The 13,072-nt window shown below is 67.6% G+C and carries 17 protein-coding genes, 1 tRNA gene and 1 pseudogene; 8 read left to right on the forward strand and 11 right to left on the reverse strand.

Features of this window, described 5'->3' with window-relative positions; translation table 11 throughout:
* From ADBZ5N_RS12330 to ADBZ5N_RS12340, 3 genes and pseudogenes are all read left to right on the forward strand, one after another.
* Positions 1–83 (forward strand): annotated as a pseudogene (locus tag ADBZ5N_RS12330) (fatty acid-binding-like protein); the annotation flags it as partial.
* Positions 84–109: 26 nt separating this feature from the next.
* Positions 110–1,321 carry a lipase LipE gene (gene lipE, locus ADBZ5N_RS12335; RefSeq protein WP_526257785.1) on the forward strand — a complete coding sequence of 404 codons (1,212 nt, stop codon included), beginning with the start codon at positions 110–112 and terminating at the stop codon, positions 1,319–1,321.
* Positions 1,322–1,386: 65 nt separating this feature from the next.
* Complete coding sequence (locus tag ADBZ5N_RS12340; RefSeq protein WP_526257786.1) at positions 1,387–1,599, forward strand: hypothetical protein; 213 nt, start codon at positions 1,387–1,389, stop codon at positions 1,597–1,599.
* 1 nt (position 1,600) lies between these two features.
* On the opposite strand, the gene ADBZ5N_RS12345 is transcribed toward ADBZ5N_RS12340, so the two are convergent.
* From ADBZ5N_RS12345 to ADBZ5N_RS12370, 6 genes are all read right to left on the reverse strand, one after another.
* Positions 1,601–1,906 (reverse strand): DUF2694 family protein, encoded by a 306-nt coding sequence (locus ADBZ5N_RS12345; protein ID WP_526257770.1) that lies wholly within the window; start codon positions 1,904–1,906, stop codon positions 1,601–1,603.
* Complete coding sequence (locus tag ADBZ5N_RS12350; RefSeq protein ID WP_526257771.1) at positions 1,903–2,220, reverse strand: type VII secretion target; 318 nt, start codon at positions 2,218–2,220, stop codon at positions 1,903–1,905. The genes ADBZ5N_RS12345 and ADBZ5N_RS12350 overlap by 4 nt, the downstream gene beginning before the upstream one ends.
* A gap of 12 nt (positions 2,221–2,232) precedes the next feature.
* Positions 2,233–3,807: a DUF4226 domain-containing protein gene (locus tag ADBZ5N_RS12355; RefSeq protein ID WP_526257772.1), complete on the reverse strand. Its 1,575-nt coding sequence runs from the start codon at positions 3,805–3,807 to the stop codon at positions 2,233–2,235.
* A 71-nt stretch (positions 3,808–3,878) separates the two neighbouring features.
* Positions 3,879–4,220, reverse strand: coding sequence for a DUF4226 domain-containing protein (locus ADBZ5N_RS12360; RefSeq protein ID WP_526257773.1), 342 nt, complete (start codon positions 4,218–4,220; stop codon positions 3,879–3,881).
* Between the two features lie 68 nt (positions 4,221–4,288).
* Entirely contained in the window at positions 4,289–5,092 is an 804-nt protein-coding gene (locus ADBZ5N_RS12365) for a C40 family peptidase (protein WP_526257774.1), read from the reverse strand.
* Between the two features lie 9 nt (positions 5,093–5,101).
* Positions 5,102–5,842: a helix-turn-helix domain-containing protein gene (locus ADBZ5N_RS12370; RefSeq protein ID WP_526257775.1), complete on the reverse strand. Its 741-nt coding sequence runs from the start codon at positions 5,840–5,842 to the stop codon at positions 5,102–5,104.
* A 130-nt stretch (positions 5,843–5,972) separates the two neighbouring features.
* Here ADBZ5N_RS12370 and ADBZ5N_RS12375 point away from each other — a divergent pair, with 130 nt between their 5' ends.
* Both ADBZ5N_RS12375 and ADBZ5N_RS12380 read left to right on the forward strand, forming a co-directional pair.
* On the forward strand, positions 5,973–6,380 hold the full coding sequence (locus ADBZ5N_RS12375; RefSeq protein WP_526257776.1) for a WhiB family transcriptional regulator: 408 nt from the start codon (positions 5,973–5,975) through the stop codon (positions 6,378–6,380).
* A gap of 60 nt (positions 6,381–6,440) precedes the next feature.
* Positions 6,441–6,740, forward strand: coding sequence for a hypothetical protein (locus tag ADBZ5N_RS12380; RefSeq protein ID WP_526257777.1), 300 nt, complete (start codon positions 6,441–6,443; stop codon positions 6,738–6,740).
* 1 nt (position 6,741) lies between these two features.
* On the opposite strand, the gene ADBZ5N_RS12385 is transcribed toward ADBZ5N_RS12380, so the two are convergent.
* Positions 6,742–7,812 (reverse strand): phosphotransferase family protein, encoded by a 1,071-nt coding sequence (locus ADBZ5N_RS12385; RefSeq protein ID WP_526257778.1) that lies wholly within the window; start codon positions 7,810–7,812, stop codon positions 6,742–6,744.
* A gap of 40 nt (positions 7,813–7,852) precedes the next feature.
* Between ADBZ5N_RS12385 and ADBZ5N_RS12390 the strand changes: the two genes are divergently transcribed.
* The gene (locus ADBZ5N_RS12390) at positions 7,853–8,638 is read left to right on the forward strand and encodes a cyclase family protein (RefSeq protein WP_526257779.1); all 786 of its coding nucleotides are present in this window, start codon (positions 7,853–7,855) and stop codon (positions 8,636–8,638) included.
* Between the two features lie 3 nt (positions 8,639–8,641).
* Here the strand turns inward: ADBZ5N_RS12390 and ADBZ5N_RS12395 are convergent, their stop codons facing one another.
* The 3 genes from ADBZ5N_RS12395 to ADBZ5N_RS12405 all read right to left on the reverse strand — a co-directional run bounded on the left by ADBZ5N_RS12395 (position 8,642) and on the right by ADBZ5N_RS12405 (position 10,865).
* Positions 8,642–8,932, reverse strand: coding sequence for a hypothetical protein (locus ADBZ5N_RS12395; protein WP_526257780.1), 291 nt, complete (start codon positions 8,930–8,932; stop codon positions 8,642–8,644).
* Positions 8,933–8,951: 19 nt separating this feature from the next.
* Complete coding sequence (gene ppk2, locus ADBZ5N_RS12400; RefSeq protein ID WP_526257781.1) at positions 8,952–9,743, reverse strand: polyphosphate kinase 2; 792 nt, start codon at positions 9,741–9,743, stop codon at positions 8,952–8,954.
* A 63-nt stretch (positions 9,744–9,806) separates the two neighbouring features.
* Positions 9,807–10,865, reverse strand: coding sequence for a hypothetical protein (locus ADBZ5N_RS12405; RefSeq protein WP_526257782.1), 1,059 nt, complete (start codon positions 10,863–10,865; stop codon positions 9,807–9,809).
* A gap of 336 nt (positions 10,866–11,201) precedes the next feature.
* Here ADBZ5N_RS12405 and ADBZ5N_RS12410 point away from each other — a divergent pair, with 336 nt between their 5' ends.
* Positions 11,202–11,924, forward strand: a complete 723-nt coding sequence (locus ADBZ5N_RS12410; protein WP_526257783.1) for a glycosyltransferase family 2 protein — start codon at positions 11,202–11,204, stop codon at positions 11,922–11,924.
* 120 nt (positions 11,925–12,044) lie between these two features.
* Here the strand turns inward: ADBZ5N_RS12410 and ADBZ5N_RS12415 are convergent.
* Positions 12,045–12,127: transfer RNA gene (locus ADBZ5N_RS12415), tRNA-Leu, on the reverse strand.
* A 210-nt stretch (positions 12,128–12,337) separates the two neighbouring features.
* On the opposite strand from ADBZ5N_RS12415, the gene ADBZ5N_RS12420 reads away from it, so the two are divergent.
* Positions 12,338–13,072, forward strand: a 735-nt coding sequence (locus ADBZ5N_RS12420) for an FhaA domain-containing protein (RefSeq protein ID WP_526257784.1), incomplete at its 3' end; no start/stop codon positions are given.

The following is a 13,072-nucleotide window of genomic DNA, read 5'->3' on the forward strand; positions in this document are numbered from 1 at the left end:
AATGGCACTACACACTGCGGATGGCGGCGGTCGGCCAGCCGGTGCAGCACCATCTCGCCGCAACGCTGCGCCGCCAACCGTGACGACGTCGACCGAGGGCCGCATCCCGGTGCCGGCCGATCTGGACGCCATCACCGACCGCGGCGGCGAGGAGCGCAGCGGCCTCTCCCCCGCCGCGGCCGACCGGATCTGGGACGCCGTGCGGCATTGGTACACCGCCGGAATGCAACCCGCGATCCAGCTGTGTCTGCGGCACAACGGGCGGGTGGTTCTCAACCGGGCCATCGGCCACGCCTGGGGCAACGGGCCCGCCGATCCTCCGGATGCCGAACGGGTCCCGGTTACCGTCGGCACCCCCTACTGCGTCTACTCCGCGGCGAAGGCGATCACCACCACGGTGGTGCACATGCTCGTCGAACGGGGTTCCTTCTCCCTCAACGACCGGGTCTGCGACTACCTGCCGAGCTACACCGGTCACGGCAAGGAACACACCACGATCCGGCATGTGATGACCCACAGCGCCGGTGTGCCGTTGGCCACCGGGCCGCGCCCGGATCTGCGGAGGATGAACGACAGTGACTACGCCCGGGAGAAACTCGGCGAACTCAAACCGATCCACCGCCCCGGGCTGGTGCATCTTTACCACGGGGTGACCTGGGGCCCGCTGATCCGGGAGATCGTCTCGGCGGCGACCGGACGCAACATCCGGGAGATCCTGGCCACCGAGATCCTGGATCCGCTCGGGTTCCGATGGACCAACTACGGCGTCGCCGAGTCCGACGTCCCGTTGGTCGCGCCCAGCCACGTGACCGGCAAGCCGCTGCCCGCCCCGATCGCGGCGGCGATGAAGGCCGCGCTCGGCGGGTCCATGCAGAAGATCGTCCCGTTCTCCAACTCCCCGATGTTTCTGACCAGCGTGGTGCCGTCGTCGAGCACGGTGTCCACCGCCGAGGAGCTGTCCCGGTTCGCCGAGATCCTCTGCCGCGGCGGTGAGCTCGACGGGTTGCGGGTGATGCGTCCGGAGACCCTGCGGGCGGCAACCCGGGAGTGCCGGCGGCTGCGCCCCGACATCGCGACCGGGCTGATGCCGATCCGGTGGGGCACCGGCTACATGCTGGGTTCCCAACGCTTCGGCCCGTTCGGCCGCAACGCCCCGGATGCGTTCGGCCATACCGGTTTGACGAACATCGCCGTCTGGGCCGACCCGTCACGCAACCTTGCGGTCGGACTGGTCAGCAGCGGTAAACCCGGCCGGCATCCCGAGGCAGGGCGCTACACGGCCGTTCTGGATGCGATCAACGCCGGGTTTGCCCGGACCTGAGGCGGTGGCTGCGGAATCCACGGCGCTGAATTGTCGGTGGACGCCGATCCGGTTAGCGTGGCCGCATGGCCGAGTCGATGCTGCAGCAACAACTCAACGAGGTTCGGGCGCTGCTGCGACGAGCCCGCGACCTGTTCGGCTCCAATCCCGTTGCGCCGCCCCGGGATATTCGCCCTGGGGATATTCGCCCTGGGGATATTCGCCCTGGGGATATTCGCCCTGGGGATATTCGCCCGGCATCGGGCACCGACAAGAACGGCTACGACAAGAACGGCTAAGTCAGGACTCGCGCTCGGAAAGTCGATGGCCGGCCAACGCGGCTTCAGCACGACTGAGGTCCGTGGCCCCGGGCAACTCCGCCGAGGGACTGAACCCGGCGTCGAGGATTTCCTGGCGGATCTGCATGACGGCCTTCAGATGCGAGACGTCCGAGGCCCGAAGCACCGCCTCGGCCAGGGTCTGCGCATCAATGTCCAGTACCGCCTCGGAGAGCACCACGCTGTGCAGGTAGCCGCCGCGGCTGGACCGGAACAGCACGTGCCCGCTGGGATGAACCGCGTCGAACTCCGGATCGGGTTCGCTCACGTGCCCTGCCCCGGCACGTTACGAAGTCGCTGCGCGGCGTCGGCGTCCTGGTTCTCCCAGACGTCGGCCGCGTGGTCGAGACGGTCGGCCATCTCCGCGTGCGCGGCGGCCTGCTGCTCGTAACACACCCGCCGCTGATCCAGCAGTTCGGCTCCGGCGTCTCGGAATTCGGCGAAGATCGGGCCGAGGGAGTCCAACGTGGCCATCACCTCGGCGTGCCCGGCCGATACGGCGCCGAGTTGCTCGGCGGTCTGCCGATGCTTTCCGGCGGCCTGCCGAAGCTCCCCGGGCACCACATTGAGGCGCTCTGTCATCGCTCACTCCTGTCAGGACGGGGCCGTCGGGGCCGGGGCGGGCGCCGGAGCTGCCGGCGGTTGGGGATTGGTGGTGGTCGGGCCGGGGGGATGCTGCCAGCCTAGAAAACCGAACCCGGTGACGTTGGCGACCGGCTGAATCTGGTTGTCCAGCAGGGCTGTGCCGTTACCCAGTGCGAGGGCGTGCCGGTCGGCGAACATGCCGATATCACCGGGCTGCAACGTGCAGGCGTCGAGGGGCGCGGCGACGGGCGAACCGGGCAACGGAAGGGCGATGCCCTGCTGCCGGAAGGCCTCCGGAATCGCGGTCCCGGCCACTGCGGCGCCGATGGCGGCGGCGATCTGCGGGCTCGGAGCGGTGATGGTCTGCCCGTCTGGCAGCACCACCGTGTTGGGGTCGGGCGCCGTGGGGTCGGGGTCAACGCCAGCCACCGACGGGTCGCCGGGTGCGCTCCCGGCGTCCCCGTCCCCGGCGTCCCCGTCCCCGGCGTCCCCGTTCGGCGGATCCTCGCGGGGCGGCAGGTCCGTGTCCCGGTCCGGTAGGAGGTCCTCGAGGCCTGTATCGAGGCCGGCGTTGGCGGGCAACCCTGAGCGGCCTAGATCCGGGAGAGCCGACATGCCGCCGAACGGGGCCTCTGCACCCCAGGCCGGGGCCGCCGGCGGTATGGCGGGCGCAGGCATGGCCGGCGGGCCCATTGCGGGCGTCGGCATGAACGGTGGCGCCATCGGAGAGGACGGCAACCCGGCCATTGCGTCGGGTGGTGGTGCGCTGATGTCCCACGGCGAGCCGAGCGCTTCCGGCACGTCGGCGAACTCGTCAAGGTTGGTGACGTCATCAGGGCTGGCGAAGTCGTCGAGGTCGGTTCGCGCCGGAACAAGGTCGAAGTCAGCAGACTCCCGGGGCCGGCTGGGTTCGGCTGCCGACGGGTCGTCCGGCACCGTGGGCGACTCGGCGCCACCGCTTCGTGATGACGTCTGCTGCGGCGTTGTGGATTCCGCCGCCTCGGATTCAGCTGGGGCGACATCCGGGGTTGCGGAGGCGTAGAGCGAGGCCAGCGCCGCCGCGAGGGCGGCTTTGGAGGTGGCGTCCAGGCCGGCGGTGTCCACCACGGTCCGGATCTCCCGCAGTTTGCCGATCAGGTAACGCTGGAACTCACGCGCCCCGGCCGGGGTGTCGAGGTCGGTACGGGACAGCACGGCCGCCTCGATGTCGCGCTGCAGACGGTCCAGTTCGGCTGCTCCGTCGGCGTTGGCGACATGAGCGTTGAGCACCGCGGTGACGACTTGCAGATCCACCTGGGCCGCGGTGGAATTCTGATGCGCCAGAGCGGTTTCGGCGTCCCGGATCGCGGCGGCGGCCACACCCTGGCTGGCGGGCGGCGCGCTCGGTGCCACACCGGGCAGAAAGGCATCGGGATGGGCGGCGACGATCTTGGTGAGAACCGCACCCAGCATGGACGGTGAACTGAACGGGTTACACGCCGCGGCGATGTCGTCACCGGACAGCCCACCCTGCCAGGCGTCGCGATTGCCGGTGGCGGCGCGTACGCGGTTTATCGCCTCGAGCAGATCTTGGTGGGTTGCCACCGATTCCCTTTCATGTCGGTGACTCTAGGGAGCACCGAGGCGGTGGACAATTCACCGCTGTGCATGACTGCTCAGCGTCGGTAGCGCTCCGCAAGTTCTTTCAGCGCAACGGTTTTGGCGTCAACCGCAGCCCTGGCGGCACTGATCACGTCGGTAACTTCCCGGCTCTTGGTCACCAGGTGGCGGCCCACTTCACGGGCTCCGGCAGGATTGTCTCTGGGCTGTTCGGTTGCCGCGGCCTCGACATCAGCGGTGATCGCATCGATGCGGCCGAGTGAATCCACGGCGATGGCGTGGGCGCTCGCGACCGCATCGGCCAGCACCCGGTCCGCGTCAGCCAGATCGGCGTCCCGGGCCGCCAACGCCTGCCGGGCGGCCGCCAGGGCGTCGGCGGAGTCTCCTGCCAGCACCATGGGACCAGACGGTACCCACGGCCCGCAGGGGTGAACAACTCACCCGGACCGGACGGGGATCGGTCACCTCAGAGGGGACGCCGTATCGCGACGCTTGGCCCCATGCGACTGATCTGCACGGTGCCGCCGGGTTGCGGGGCTTCCACGACGAGGTTGTTCCCGATCGCCATCTGGACGTGCCCGGTGTGCGGAAAGACCAGATCGCCGGGACGTACCTGGGATGGCGACACCGCCGCCCCGTCCAGGATCTGCTCGTAGGTGGTTCGGCGCAGGGAAAGCCCGGCGCGGGCGTAGGCCCACTGGACCAGACCCGAACAGTCGAAACGGTCCGGGCCGGTCGCCCCCCACACGTAGGGCCGGCCCAGGCGGCTCAGCGCGGCCCGCACCGCGAGTCCGGCCCGCCGATCCCGCGAACCGGTGCGTCCCGCGCGCCGATACCGCAGTCGGCGTAGTTCGGCCCGCCGGCGCTGCGCGCGACGCCGCGCGGTGAGCACGTGCGCCTGCTGGGCCCTGAGTCGGGCGATTTTGCGGCGCAACGCCTCTCGCGCCGCGATCGGGTTGTCAGCCACCGGGGACTCGGCGCGGGCCGCCGCCAGCACGGCGGCGGTATCGCGGTGGGCGACCCGGTGAGCGCGGTAGGCGGCGGCCATGATCCGCGTGAATTCGTCATCGACGCCGCGGGCGGTGGCGAGGTCGGCTGTCCGCGATGAGGCGGCCTGCCGGTACGCGGCGGCCGTGGCACCGCGGTGCTCAGGCTGGGCGGTGGGGGAGCTTGCGGCATCCAGCCGGCCCGGTTCGGCGCCGCCGCCGCCGCCGCCGCCGCCGAACAACGCGTGCGCGCGGATGAGGAGTTCCACGTCACCGGCCATCATCACCGGCCATCAGGACTGCGCCTCGACGAACGCACGCACCCGCGGCAGGGCGCCGGGCGGGATCAATCCCTTGTTACGGATGTCCCACATCTCCTCGGGGCCCACCCCGAGCAGCGCCGCGATCACCGCATCGGGCAGCGCGCTGCGCTCACAGGCCCGGTCGAAGCGGGCGCTGATGCTGCCCGGCATCCGGGCCAGCAGTGCCGCGCGGATGGTCTCCAGGGTCCTCAGATGGGCCATCAGACGATCCGCGGACTGCGCCCCGGCGTTGACGGCCACCCGCCAGGAGTTGGCCGCGAGCATCTCGGCCTTCACGCACTGAGCGATCACGGTCAGAATATACGTCTCATATTCGTTTGACGTCTCCGCCGGCAGGCGGGCTATCAACGAATTGAGAGATTCCAGGTGCGCCTCGGCGTGCGCCTCCAGCACATCGGCGTCGCTGTGGCGGTTCACCACCACCGGCCCCGGTGTGCGGGGTACCGCCGGCGACGCTCCCGGGGTGTTCAGAAGTAGCGCCAGCTCGGCGTCCGGGTCGTCGGCCACAAGGAGGCGTGCGTAGGTTCCCGGGGGCAGACCCAGACCATTCTCAACCTTTTGAACTGTACCTTTGTGGGGTTTGCGGGCGCCGCGCTCCAGATAGCTCAACCCCATGATGCTGACCCCGGTGGCCGCTGCCAGGTCGGCCAGCGACCAGTCCCGCGACTCCCGCAGTGCCCGGATTGCGGCACCGGCCGCTTCGCGGCTCACGGTCGGGCTCCCAGCATGGCCGAATCGTACACAGGCACCTATGTATATATGTTTCTGTTAACGTTTTACTTGCGGGGGACGGACGTTGCATATACGGTTCCGTCATCGAAACTCACCTGAGGAGGCTCTGATGGAAATCCGCCCGTGCTCGGCCGACCCCGATCTGTGGTTCGGTTACGCCGACGATGACGCCAGCGACGGGGCCGCCAAAGCCCGCGTCTACGAGCAGTCCGCGACGAAGGCCCGCACCATTTGTCTGCGCCGCTGCCCGCTTGCCCAGCAGCGCCTCTGTGCCCGGCAGGCGGTCGAAGGCGGCGAGGAATACGGCGTGTGGGCGGGGATCAAGCTGCCGGGTGGGCAGTACCGCAAACGCCACCAGTTGGCACACGCCCATGCGCTGCTGCGCCAGGTCGCTGACGGCACGATCAACCCCCGCGAGCTTCCCGAGAGCGCGGAGTTGCTGTCCCGCACCGAGTCAGCGCCCCAGCCGGTGGCAACAGTCGTCCACGTGAGTCTGGGACAGCGGCCCGCCGCCTGAGGTAACACGCCGCCTGCACGCCATACCGCCTGATGGGCAGCGTGCAGGCAGACTGGAACCGTGCGCGCTGTGCTGGGGTTGGCCATTGCGGGTCTGCTCGCGCTGGTCATCGCCGCACTGACCGGCAGCACGCCGTTGGCGGTGGTGGTGATCGCTCTCGCGGCTGCCGGCATCGTGCAGTTGGTGCGGGACTGGCGCCATGAGCGCACTGCGGAGCCCGCCGGGGACGTGACCTGGCCAGCGCCGGCGGCCGGAGAGCAGGTCTCCGCAGCGCCGGGATTGGCCGCCGACGATTTCACCCCGGACATCTCCACCGACCCTGACGGCCCGTCCTCGGACGCCCGCGCCGATCAGGGCTGAGTCACCGGCCCGCGCGCACCAACTCCAGCGTGCCGAGGTCCCGGATGGCGCGGCTGCCCCGCTCCAGCATGGTCACCACCATGTCGTCGCCGCGTTCGGTGGCGGCGGAGAACGCAAAACCGAGCGTGGTGATCAGTGGAATCTGCAGCATCCCGAAACGGTAATCCTGCCAACAGGTTTCGTCGTCGTAGTCGGTGACCCCGTAGCCGCACAGCGCCTGCCGATAGGCCTGCACGAGGGCGCGTTCGTGGCCTGTCCGTTCGGCGGGTTGCAGGCTGGTCCCGATGAAATAGGCGAGGTCGCGCGCCGGTAGCCCCACGGCCAGCGTCTGCCAGTCCACCACGGTCACCTCCCCGGCCTGGAACAACAGGTTGTCAGCCCGGTAATCCCCGTGCAGGATGCTGAACCGTTCACCGGCGCCCAGCAGCCAGTCGGCGATCACGTCCGCCGCCTCGAGCACCGTCGCACGGTCGGCCGGATCAAGGCGATCGCCTACTTTATCGATCGTCGTGGTGGCCGCCAGTCGGGTGATGTCACCCAGTCCGCGGGCGGTGGCCTCGTCGGGCTTGGGCATGACCGTGCCGTCGAACGACAGCCATGTCGGGTCGCACCACCGTGGGCCGTGCAACCCGGCCAGCGCGGTCACCGCCAGGTGCGCCTCGGCGGCCGTGCAGCCGCGGATCTGGTCGCCCTGCTGCGCCGGCGCCATATCGGCGAGCAGCAGGGCGAAGTCCCCGGAATCGGTGTAGGTGCAGTGATAGCAGCGGGGGAGCGGCACCGCCACGGTGTCGGCGACGCGGGTGTAGAACGCGTGCTCCGAGCGGTAGCTGAGAGCGACCCGTTGGCGCACCGCCGGATCCTGGGCGGGCAGCTTGATCACGAAGGAGTCGGGCAGATCCGCAGGGGCTGCGTACTGCACGGCGATGCGGTAGGTGGCACCGGTCTGACCGGTTCCCACGGGGCTCACCTGCACGGCGTCGATCGCGACCGGACCGTCGGGCCGACCGAGAACTCCGGTGAGCCATTGCGCGGTGACATCGTCGGGACCGGCCGGGATTCCGCCATTACCCATGCCGCGATTAGACCATCCCCGCGTGGCTACGATGGCCGCCATGGCCGCTCGCCGGTTCGTCGACCTGTCGGTGCCACTGCAAGCCGGGATCGACTCAGACCCCCCAGGCCACCTTCCCGAGATCGACTATTACGACCACCGGCAGACCGCCGCCGAGGTGGTGTCGTTTTTTCCCGGGGCGACGGTGCAGGACCTTCCCGACGGGGAGGGCTGGGCGATCGAACGGGTGCGCATCACCACCCACAACGGAACCCACCTGGACGCTCCGTATCACTACGCCTCCACGATGGACGGCGGGAAGCGGGCCATTACCATCGACGAGGTGCCGCTGGACTGGTGCCTGCAGCCGGCGGTCAAGCTGGACTTCCGGGGATTTCCGGACGGCTATGTGGTGTCGGCCACCGACGTCGAAGCCGAACTCGACCGGATCGGGCACACCCTGAGCCCGCTGGAGATCGTTTTGGTAAACACCAGCGCCGGAACGCATTACGGTCAGCCCGGCTATGTGAGCAAGGGCTGCGGGATGGGCCGTGCAGCCACGCTGTACCTCCTCGAGCAAGGGGTGCGTCTCACCGGGACCGACGCCTGGAGTTGGGACGCACCCTTCGGATACACCGCGCAGCGGTATGCCGAAAGCCACGACGCGGCGATCATCTGGGAGGGCCACCGCGCCGGCCGCACGATCGGCTACTGCCATCTGGAGAAGCTGCACAACCTGGAGTCACTGCCGGCCCGCGGTTTTGAGGTGGCGTGCTTTCCGGTCAAGGTGCATGCGGCGTCGGCGGGGTGGACCCGTGCGGTGGCGATCTTCTCCGACGGAGCCTGAGCCCTACGGCCAGGGCCCGCCCGGGGGAGCGGCGCCGCCACCCGGAACGGGCTGGTTCTGCAGAATGCTCAGACAGGTGCCCAACGACTTGCCGGGGATGCACGGGATTCCGCTGACGGTCGGCAACGCGCCCTGGGTGTAGCAGCGTCCGGTGTAGGGGTCGGTGAACATGCCGGCCGGACAGGCCGACGCCGGGGGCGCGGTGGCGATCGGAACCAGCGTCCCGGCCATGCCCAGACCCAGGCCCAGCGCCACCTTTGCAGCGGCTCGCAGCCGTCGCACCCGTCCGGTCATGGCACCACGCTAGCGAGGATCAGCCGGTGAACTTGCCGCTGCGGATTCGTTCTGCCTCCATCAACGCCAGTTCGTGGGCGCCGGGGATGACGACCTCCGGATCGGGCACGAAGTCGACGTCGGTGGCCCGGCCCTCGTAGGGAACCGCTTGCAGGATTACCTTGATGGCGTTCAGCCGCGCCTTGTGCTTGTTCTCCGAGCGAATGATGGTCCAGGGGGCATCGGGCGTGCTGGTTCGGCGCAGCATTTTGTACTTCGCGTCGGTGAAGTCGTCCCAGTGCTCCTGGGCCTGAACGTCGATCTCGGACAGCTTCCACTGGCGCAGCGGATCATCGCGGCGACGCTCGAAGCGGCGGGCCTGCTCTTCCTTGGTGACACTGAAGTACAGCTTCACCAGGGTGGTGCCCTGGCGCACCAGGTCCTTCTCGAAGCCCACAACGCCCTTGAGGAAGTTCCGGTACTCCTCATCGGTGCAGAAGCCGAACACCGGTTCCACCATCGCGCGGTTGTACCAGGACCGGTCGAACAGCACGATCTCCCCGCCGGTGGGGAACTGCGCGACGTAGCGCTGGAAGTACCACTGGCTACGCTGCTCCTCGGTGGGCCTGCCCAGCGCCACCACCCGGTAGTGCTTCTCGTTCATGTAGCGGGTTACCCGGCGGATGGTGCCGCCCTTGCCGGCCGCGTCGCGCCCCTCGAACAGGACAATCATCCGGCGGTTCTCCTCTTCCAGATAGCGCTGCATCTTGAGCAACTCCACCTGGAAAGGCTTGAGTTCTTCTTCTTCGAGAACGCGACGGGGGACTGCCATTGCTTCATCTTCGCCGAAGCGGGTGTGCGCCGACGCGTTAAGGGTCGCCTATGGCGCCGGACGCTAGTCGGCCGAGGCTCGCAGTCCGCGCCGCGCCGCCGTCGATCGGTTCGGCTCACTGGTGTCAGCGGAGCGGTCCGACAGGGTCGGTACTTTGTCGACAGTCGACTCTTCGGCCATCTCAGCAAATAAGACTTCGTTCACCACAGCCGCCATCTCGGTCATGAGCGGGCCCGCGGTACCGGTGGCGGTCGCGGTGTCCGGGATGCCCTCCGCGGCGACCGCCGCAAAGGGGGCCGGGCCGGACTTCGCCGGGTAGTTGTCGTACAGCCACGGATTGTCGTAGGGCTTCTCGGGATCGCAGGTTCGGCAGAAGTTCGGCGCGAGCACCCGGAACGCGTCGGCCAAACCGGTCTGCTGGGGGTTGAACCACTCGCTGTTGGGCACGAAGGGGTTGTAGGCGTCAGCGACCGCCTTCGCGGCCTTGGCCACCACGGCAGTAGCCTCGCCCAGCGTCACCGTGGCCACGGCCCGGCGGGGACCGGTCAGGTAGGACTCCAACGCCGCGAAGGCGGCCCCCGGATCGAGCTTGACGTACCGGCCTGACCACGAGGTCGGCGCACCGGTGAACGGGTTGGTGACGGCGGGGAACTGATATCCCTCGTACAGACGGGACGTCGGCACCTTGAACGTGCTGTCCAACAACGAATTCAAGGCAGGGCATGCACCCGGCTTGGCTGCACAACCGGCGTTCATCGGGAAGTTGGCCCCAGCCCACCAACTGAATTGCTCGCCCAGCACCGACGAGAACGGCTGGATCGGCATCATCATGTCGATCACCGCCTTGAGCTTCGGCGGATCCTGTTCGTCGAAGCCGAGCACATTGGTCGGCCCCCACACCTGCCAACTACCGGTGGCGTTCATGGCGTCAGCAAAGCGGTCCAACGCCTGGATTTCCCACGCCGGGATACTGCGGATCAAGGTGAGCAGATTGGCCGGAACGTTGGCCGGCGAGGGCTCACTGCCGACCACGGTGCTCGCTGTCAGGGCGGTCGCGGCGGCCGTCAGCCGGTAGGACTCGGCGGGCTGTCGGTCGGCGGCGGCCGCGTCACTGGCGGGCATAGACACCATCCCAGCGCTCAACAGGGCAAGGCCCGCCGCCACATACGACGTTCGTGGTGCCGCCACATCGCCCCCTCAGTTGACGTTCAACGGATTATCTGTGGTCAAGTACCGCAAAGAAACTAGGCGGGCTGTTGACAGAGTGTCAAGATTCGGTCCACCGGACGCGGGCCGGTTGTTCAGACTCCATGCGCAATTTCTGCCGCCTTGTCGAGTCAGCGATCTCAGTCAGCGGAGGCGGCAGCGTCCGGACCCGCCTGGCCCGTCCGCTGACCCAGCACACAGCTTTCAAAGCAACGGCCCCACGACTTTGTGGATTAGTGTGATCGGCGTTATGTGACCTTCGCTTTCGGCGGAAAGAGTGCGATGAACCACTATGACGTCCTGATCGCCACGCCAGGGGCGATGGTGGAAGCACAGTATGTGAAGAGTTTGGTTCTGACCCTGGCCGAGTGCGACAAGAGGGGTGTTACCTACAAATGGTTGAACAATTACTCCTCGCTGGTGCACCACGCCAGGGAGTTGACGGCAAGCGGGACAGAGGGCCGTAACCTGGATCCCACCCAGAAAACCCCGGGCGGGAAAGACATGAGATATAAGAAGATTTTCTGGATTGATTCGGACATTGCCTGGACTCCGGACCAATTCTTCAAGATCTACGACTCGAGGTTTGACGTCATATCAGGGGCTTATCTCCTGGAGGACGGTTCAACGACGACGGTGCATGCATGGGGGACTCCCGGTGGAATGCCCGCCAACCAAATCGTCAGAATGAAAGACCCGATAAAGGTGCAAAGTATCGGGTTTGGATTCGTCGCGATGAAGTCCGGTGTTTTCGAGCGCATACCGCGTCCGTGGTTCAATCTCGAATACGTCAAGGTTGGCGAAGACGTCAATGGTAGAGAAGTCGTCGATTCGGTCGGGGAAGACGTGTCCTGGTGTGTCAAGGCTTATCGGGCGGGAATTGACTTGTATTTCGACCCGACCGTACTTGTCACGCACATAAAGAAGCAGCCCATCACGTGGGATCATTACAGGCGGATGACCGGCAAATTCTGAGCCCCGAGGCCGTCGGTGACCGCAGACGCCGTCTCCCAAATACAAGGGTCCAAACACAAAGGTCACGACCTCTTTCGAGTTCGTGACCTCAGTGCTCGCAGTTCACCGAACTGCTCGCTGTGGGCGAAGGGGGACTTGAACCCCCACGTCCCGAAGGACACTGGCACCTGAAGCCAGCGCGTCTGCCATTCCGCCACTCGCCCGAAACGTCTCCGGAGACTATCACGGTCAACGAACTGCTCCCCAAACCGCACCCCGGCCGAGACAGCCCGGCGCGGACTCCGACGCATGCCTGTGACCTGCACCGACTTAGGACGCGCGGTTCGCCTGCACCCTCCGGGCCGACCCTGGCCTCTACCATGGAGTCACTGCAGTAACAGCGCGCAGGCGGGTGAATCGAGGTAGCGGTTCCAGTGGGCAACCAGAGAGGTCTGGCGCATCGCATCGAGCGCATGCTCGAAGACGGCGTGGGTGATGCATTTGCGCGGGTCTTCGGCGGCTCGATCGTGCCCCAGGAGGTTGAGTCCCTGCTGCGGCGGGAGGCCTCCGACGGCGTGCAGACACTGTCCGGCGGACGGTTGTTGGCACCCAACGAGTACGTCATCACCCTCAGCGCGTCCGATTTCGAGAAGGTCAGCGCCGACCGGGACCTCACCGCAGAGGCCTTCGCCAGGCACCTGGCCGGATATATCGGCGAGCAGGGCTGGCAGACTTACGGTGAGGTGGTGGTTCGGTTCGAGCAGGCCGACAGCCTGCACACCGGCCAGTACCGCGCCTGGGCCGTCGTCAACCCTGACGCCGAGCGCCGTGCCTACCCCCGTGCCCACCCCCGTGCCCACCCCCGCCCGTCTAGTCCCGCATCCGGACCAGCAGAATCGAACCACGCGTACACCGCAGAATCAGGAGTGCCAGCGATGACCGACAACCCGAGCTACCGCGGCCAGGGCCGCCCTGGCGACGAGTATTACGACGACCAGTACGGCCGCCCCCAGGACGATCCAAGGGCCGGCGCCCCCGAACCTCGCCCGGCCTACCCCGACCAGGGCGGCTACCACGATCCCTACCCTCAGCAGGGCGGATACCCGTCCCGCTCGGCCTACCCGGACCAGGGCGGCTACCCCGACCAGGGCTATCAGCAGCCCGGCTAC

Origin of the sequence: Mycobacterium sp. (assembly GCF_044370595.1) — a bacterium.
GTDB lineage: Bacteria > Actinomycetota > Actinomycetes > Mycobacteriales > Mycobacteriaceae > Mycobacterium.

Coding starts and splice junctions, on each gene's coding strand:
- ADBZ5N_RS12340 (WP_526257786.1), top strand. CDS start 1,387: ATGGCCGAGTCGATGCTGCAGCAACAACTCAACGAGGTTCGGGCGCTG.
- ADBZ5N_RS12350 (WP_526257771.1), bottom strand. CDS start 2,220: ATGACAGAGCGCCTCAATGTGGTGCCCGGGGAGCTTCGGCAGGCCGCC.
- ADBZ5N_RS12360 (WP_526257773.1), bottom strand. CDS start 4,220: ATGGTGCTGGCAGGAGACTCCGCCGACGCCCTGGCGGCCGCCCGGCAG.
- ADBZ5N_RS12365 (WP_526257774.1), bottom strand. CDS start 5,092: ATGATGGCCGGTGACGTGGAACTCCTCATCCGCGCGCACGCGTTGTTC.
- ADBZ5N_RS12375 (WP_526257776.1), top strand. CDS start 5,973: ATGGAAATCCGCCCGTGCTCGGCCGACCCCGATCTGTGGTTCGGTTAC.
- ADBZ5N_RS12385 (WP_526257778.1), bottom strand. CDS start 7,812: ATGGGTAATGGCGGAATCCCGGCCGGTCCCGACGATGTCACCGCGCAA.
- ADBZ5N_RS12390 (WP_526257779.1), top strand. CDS start 7,853: ATGGCCGCTCGCCGGTTCGTCGACCTGTCGGTGCCACTGCAAGCCGGG.
- ADBZ5N_RS12395 (WP_526257780.1), bottom strand. CDS start 8,932: ATGACCGGACGGGTGCGACGGCTGCGAGCCGCTGCAAAGGTGGCGCTG.
- ppk2 (WP_526257781.1), bottom strand. CDS start 9,743: ATGGCAGTCCCCCGTCGCGTTCTCGAAGAAGAAGAACTCAAGCCTTTC.
- ADBZ5N_RS12405 (WP_526257782.1), bottom strand. CDS start 10,865: ATGCCCGCCAGTGACGCGGCCGCCGCCGACCGACAGCCCGCCGAGTCC.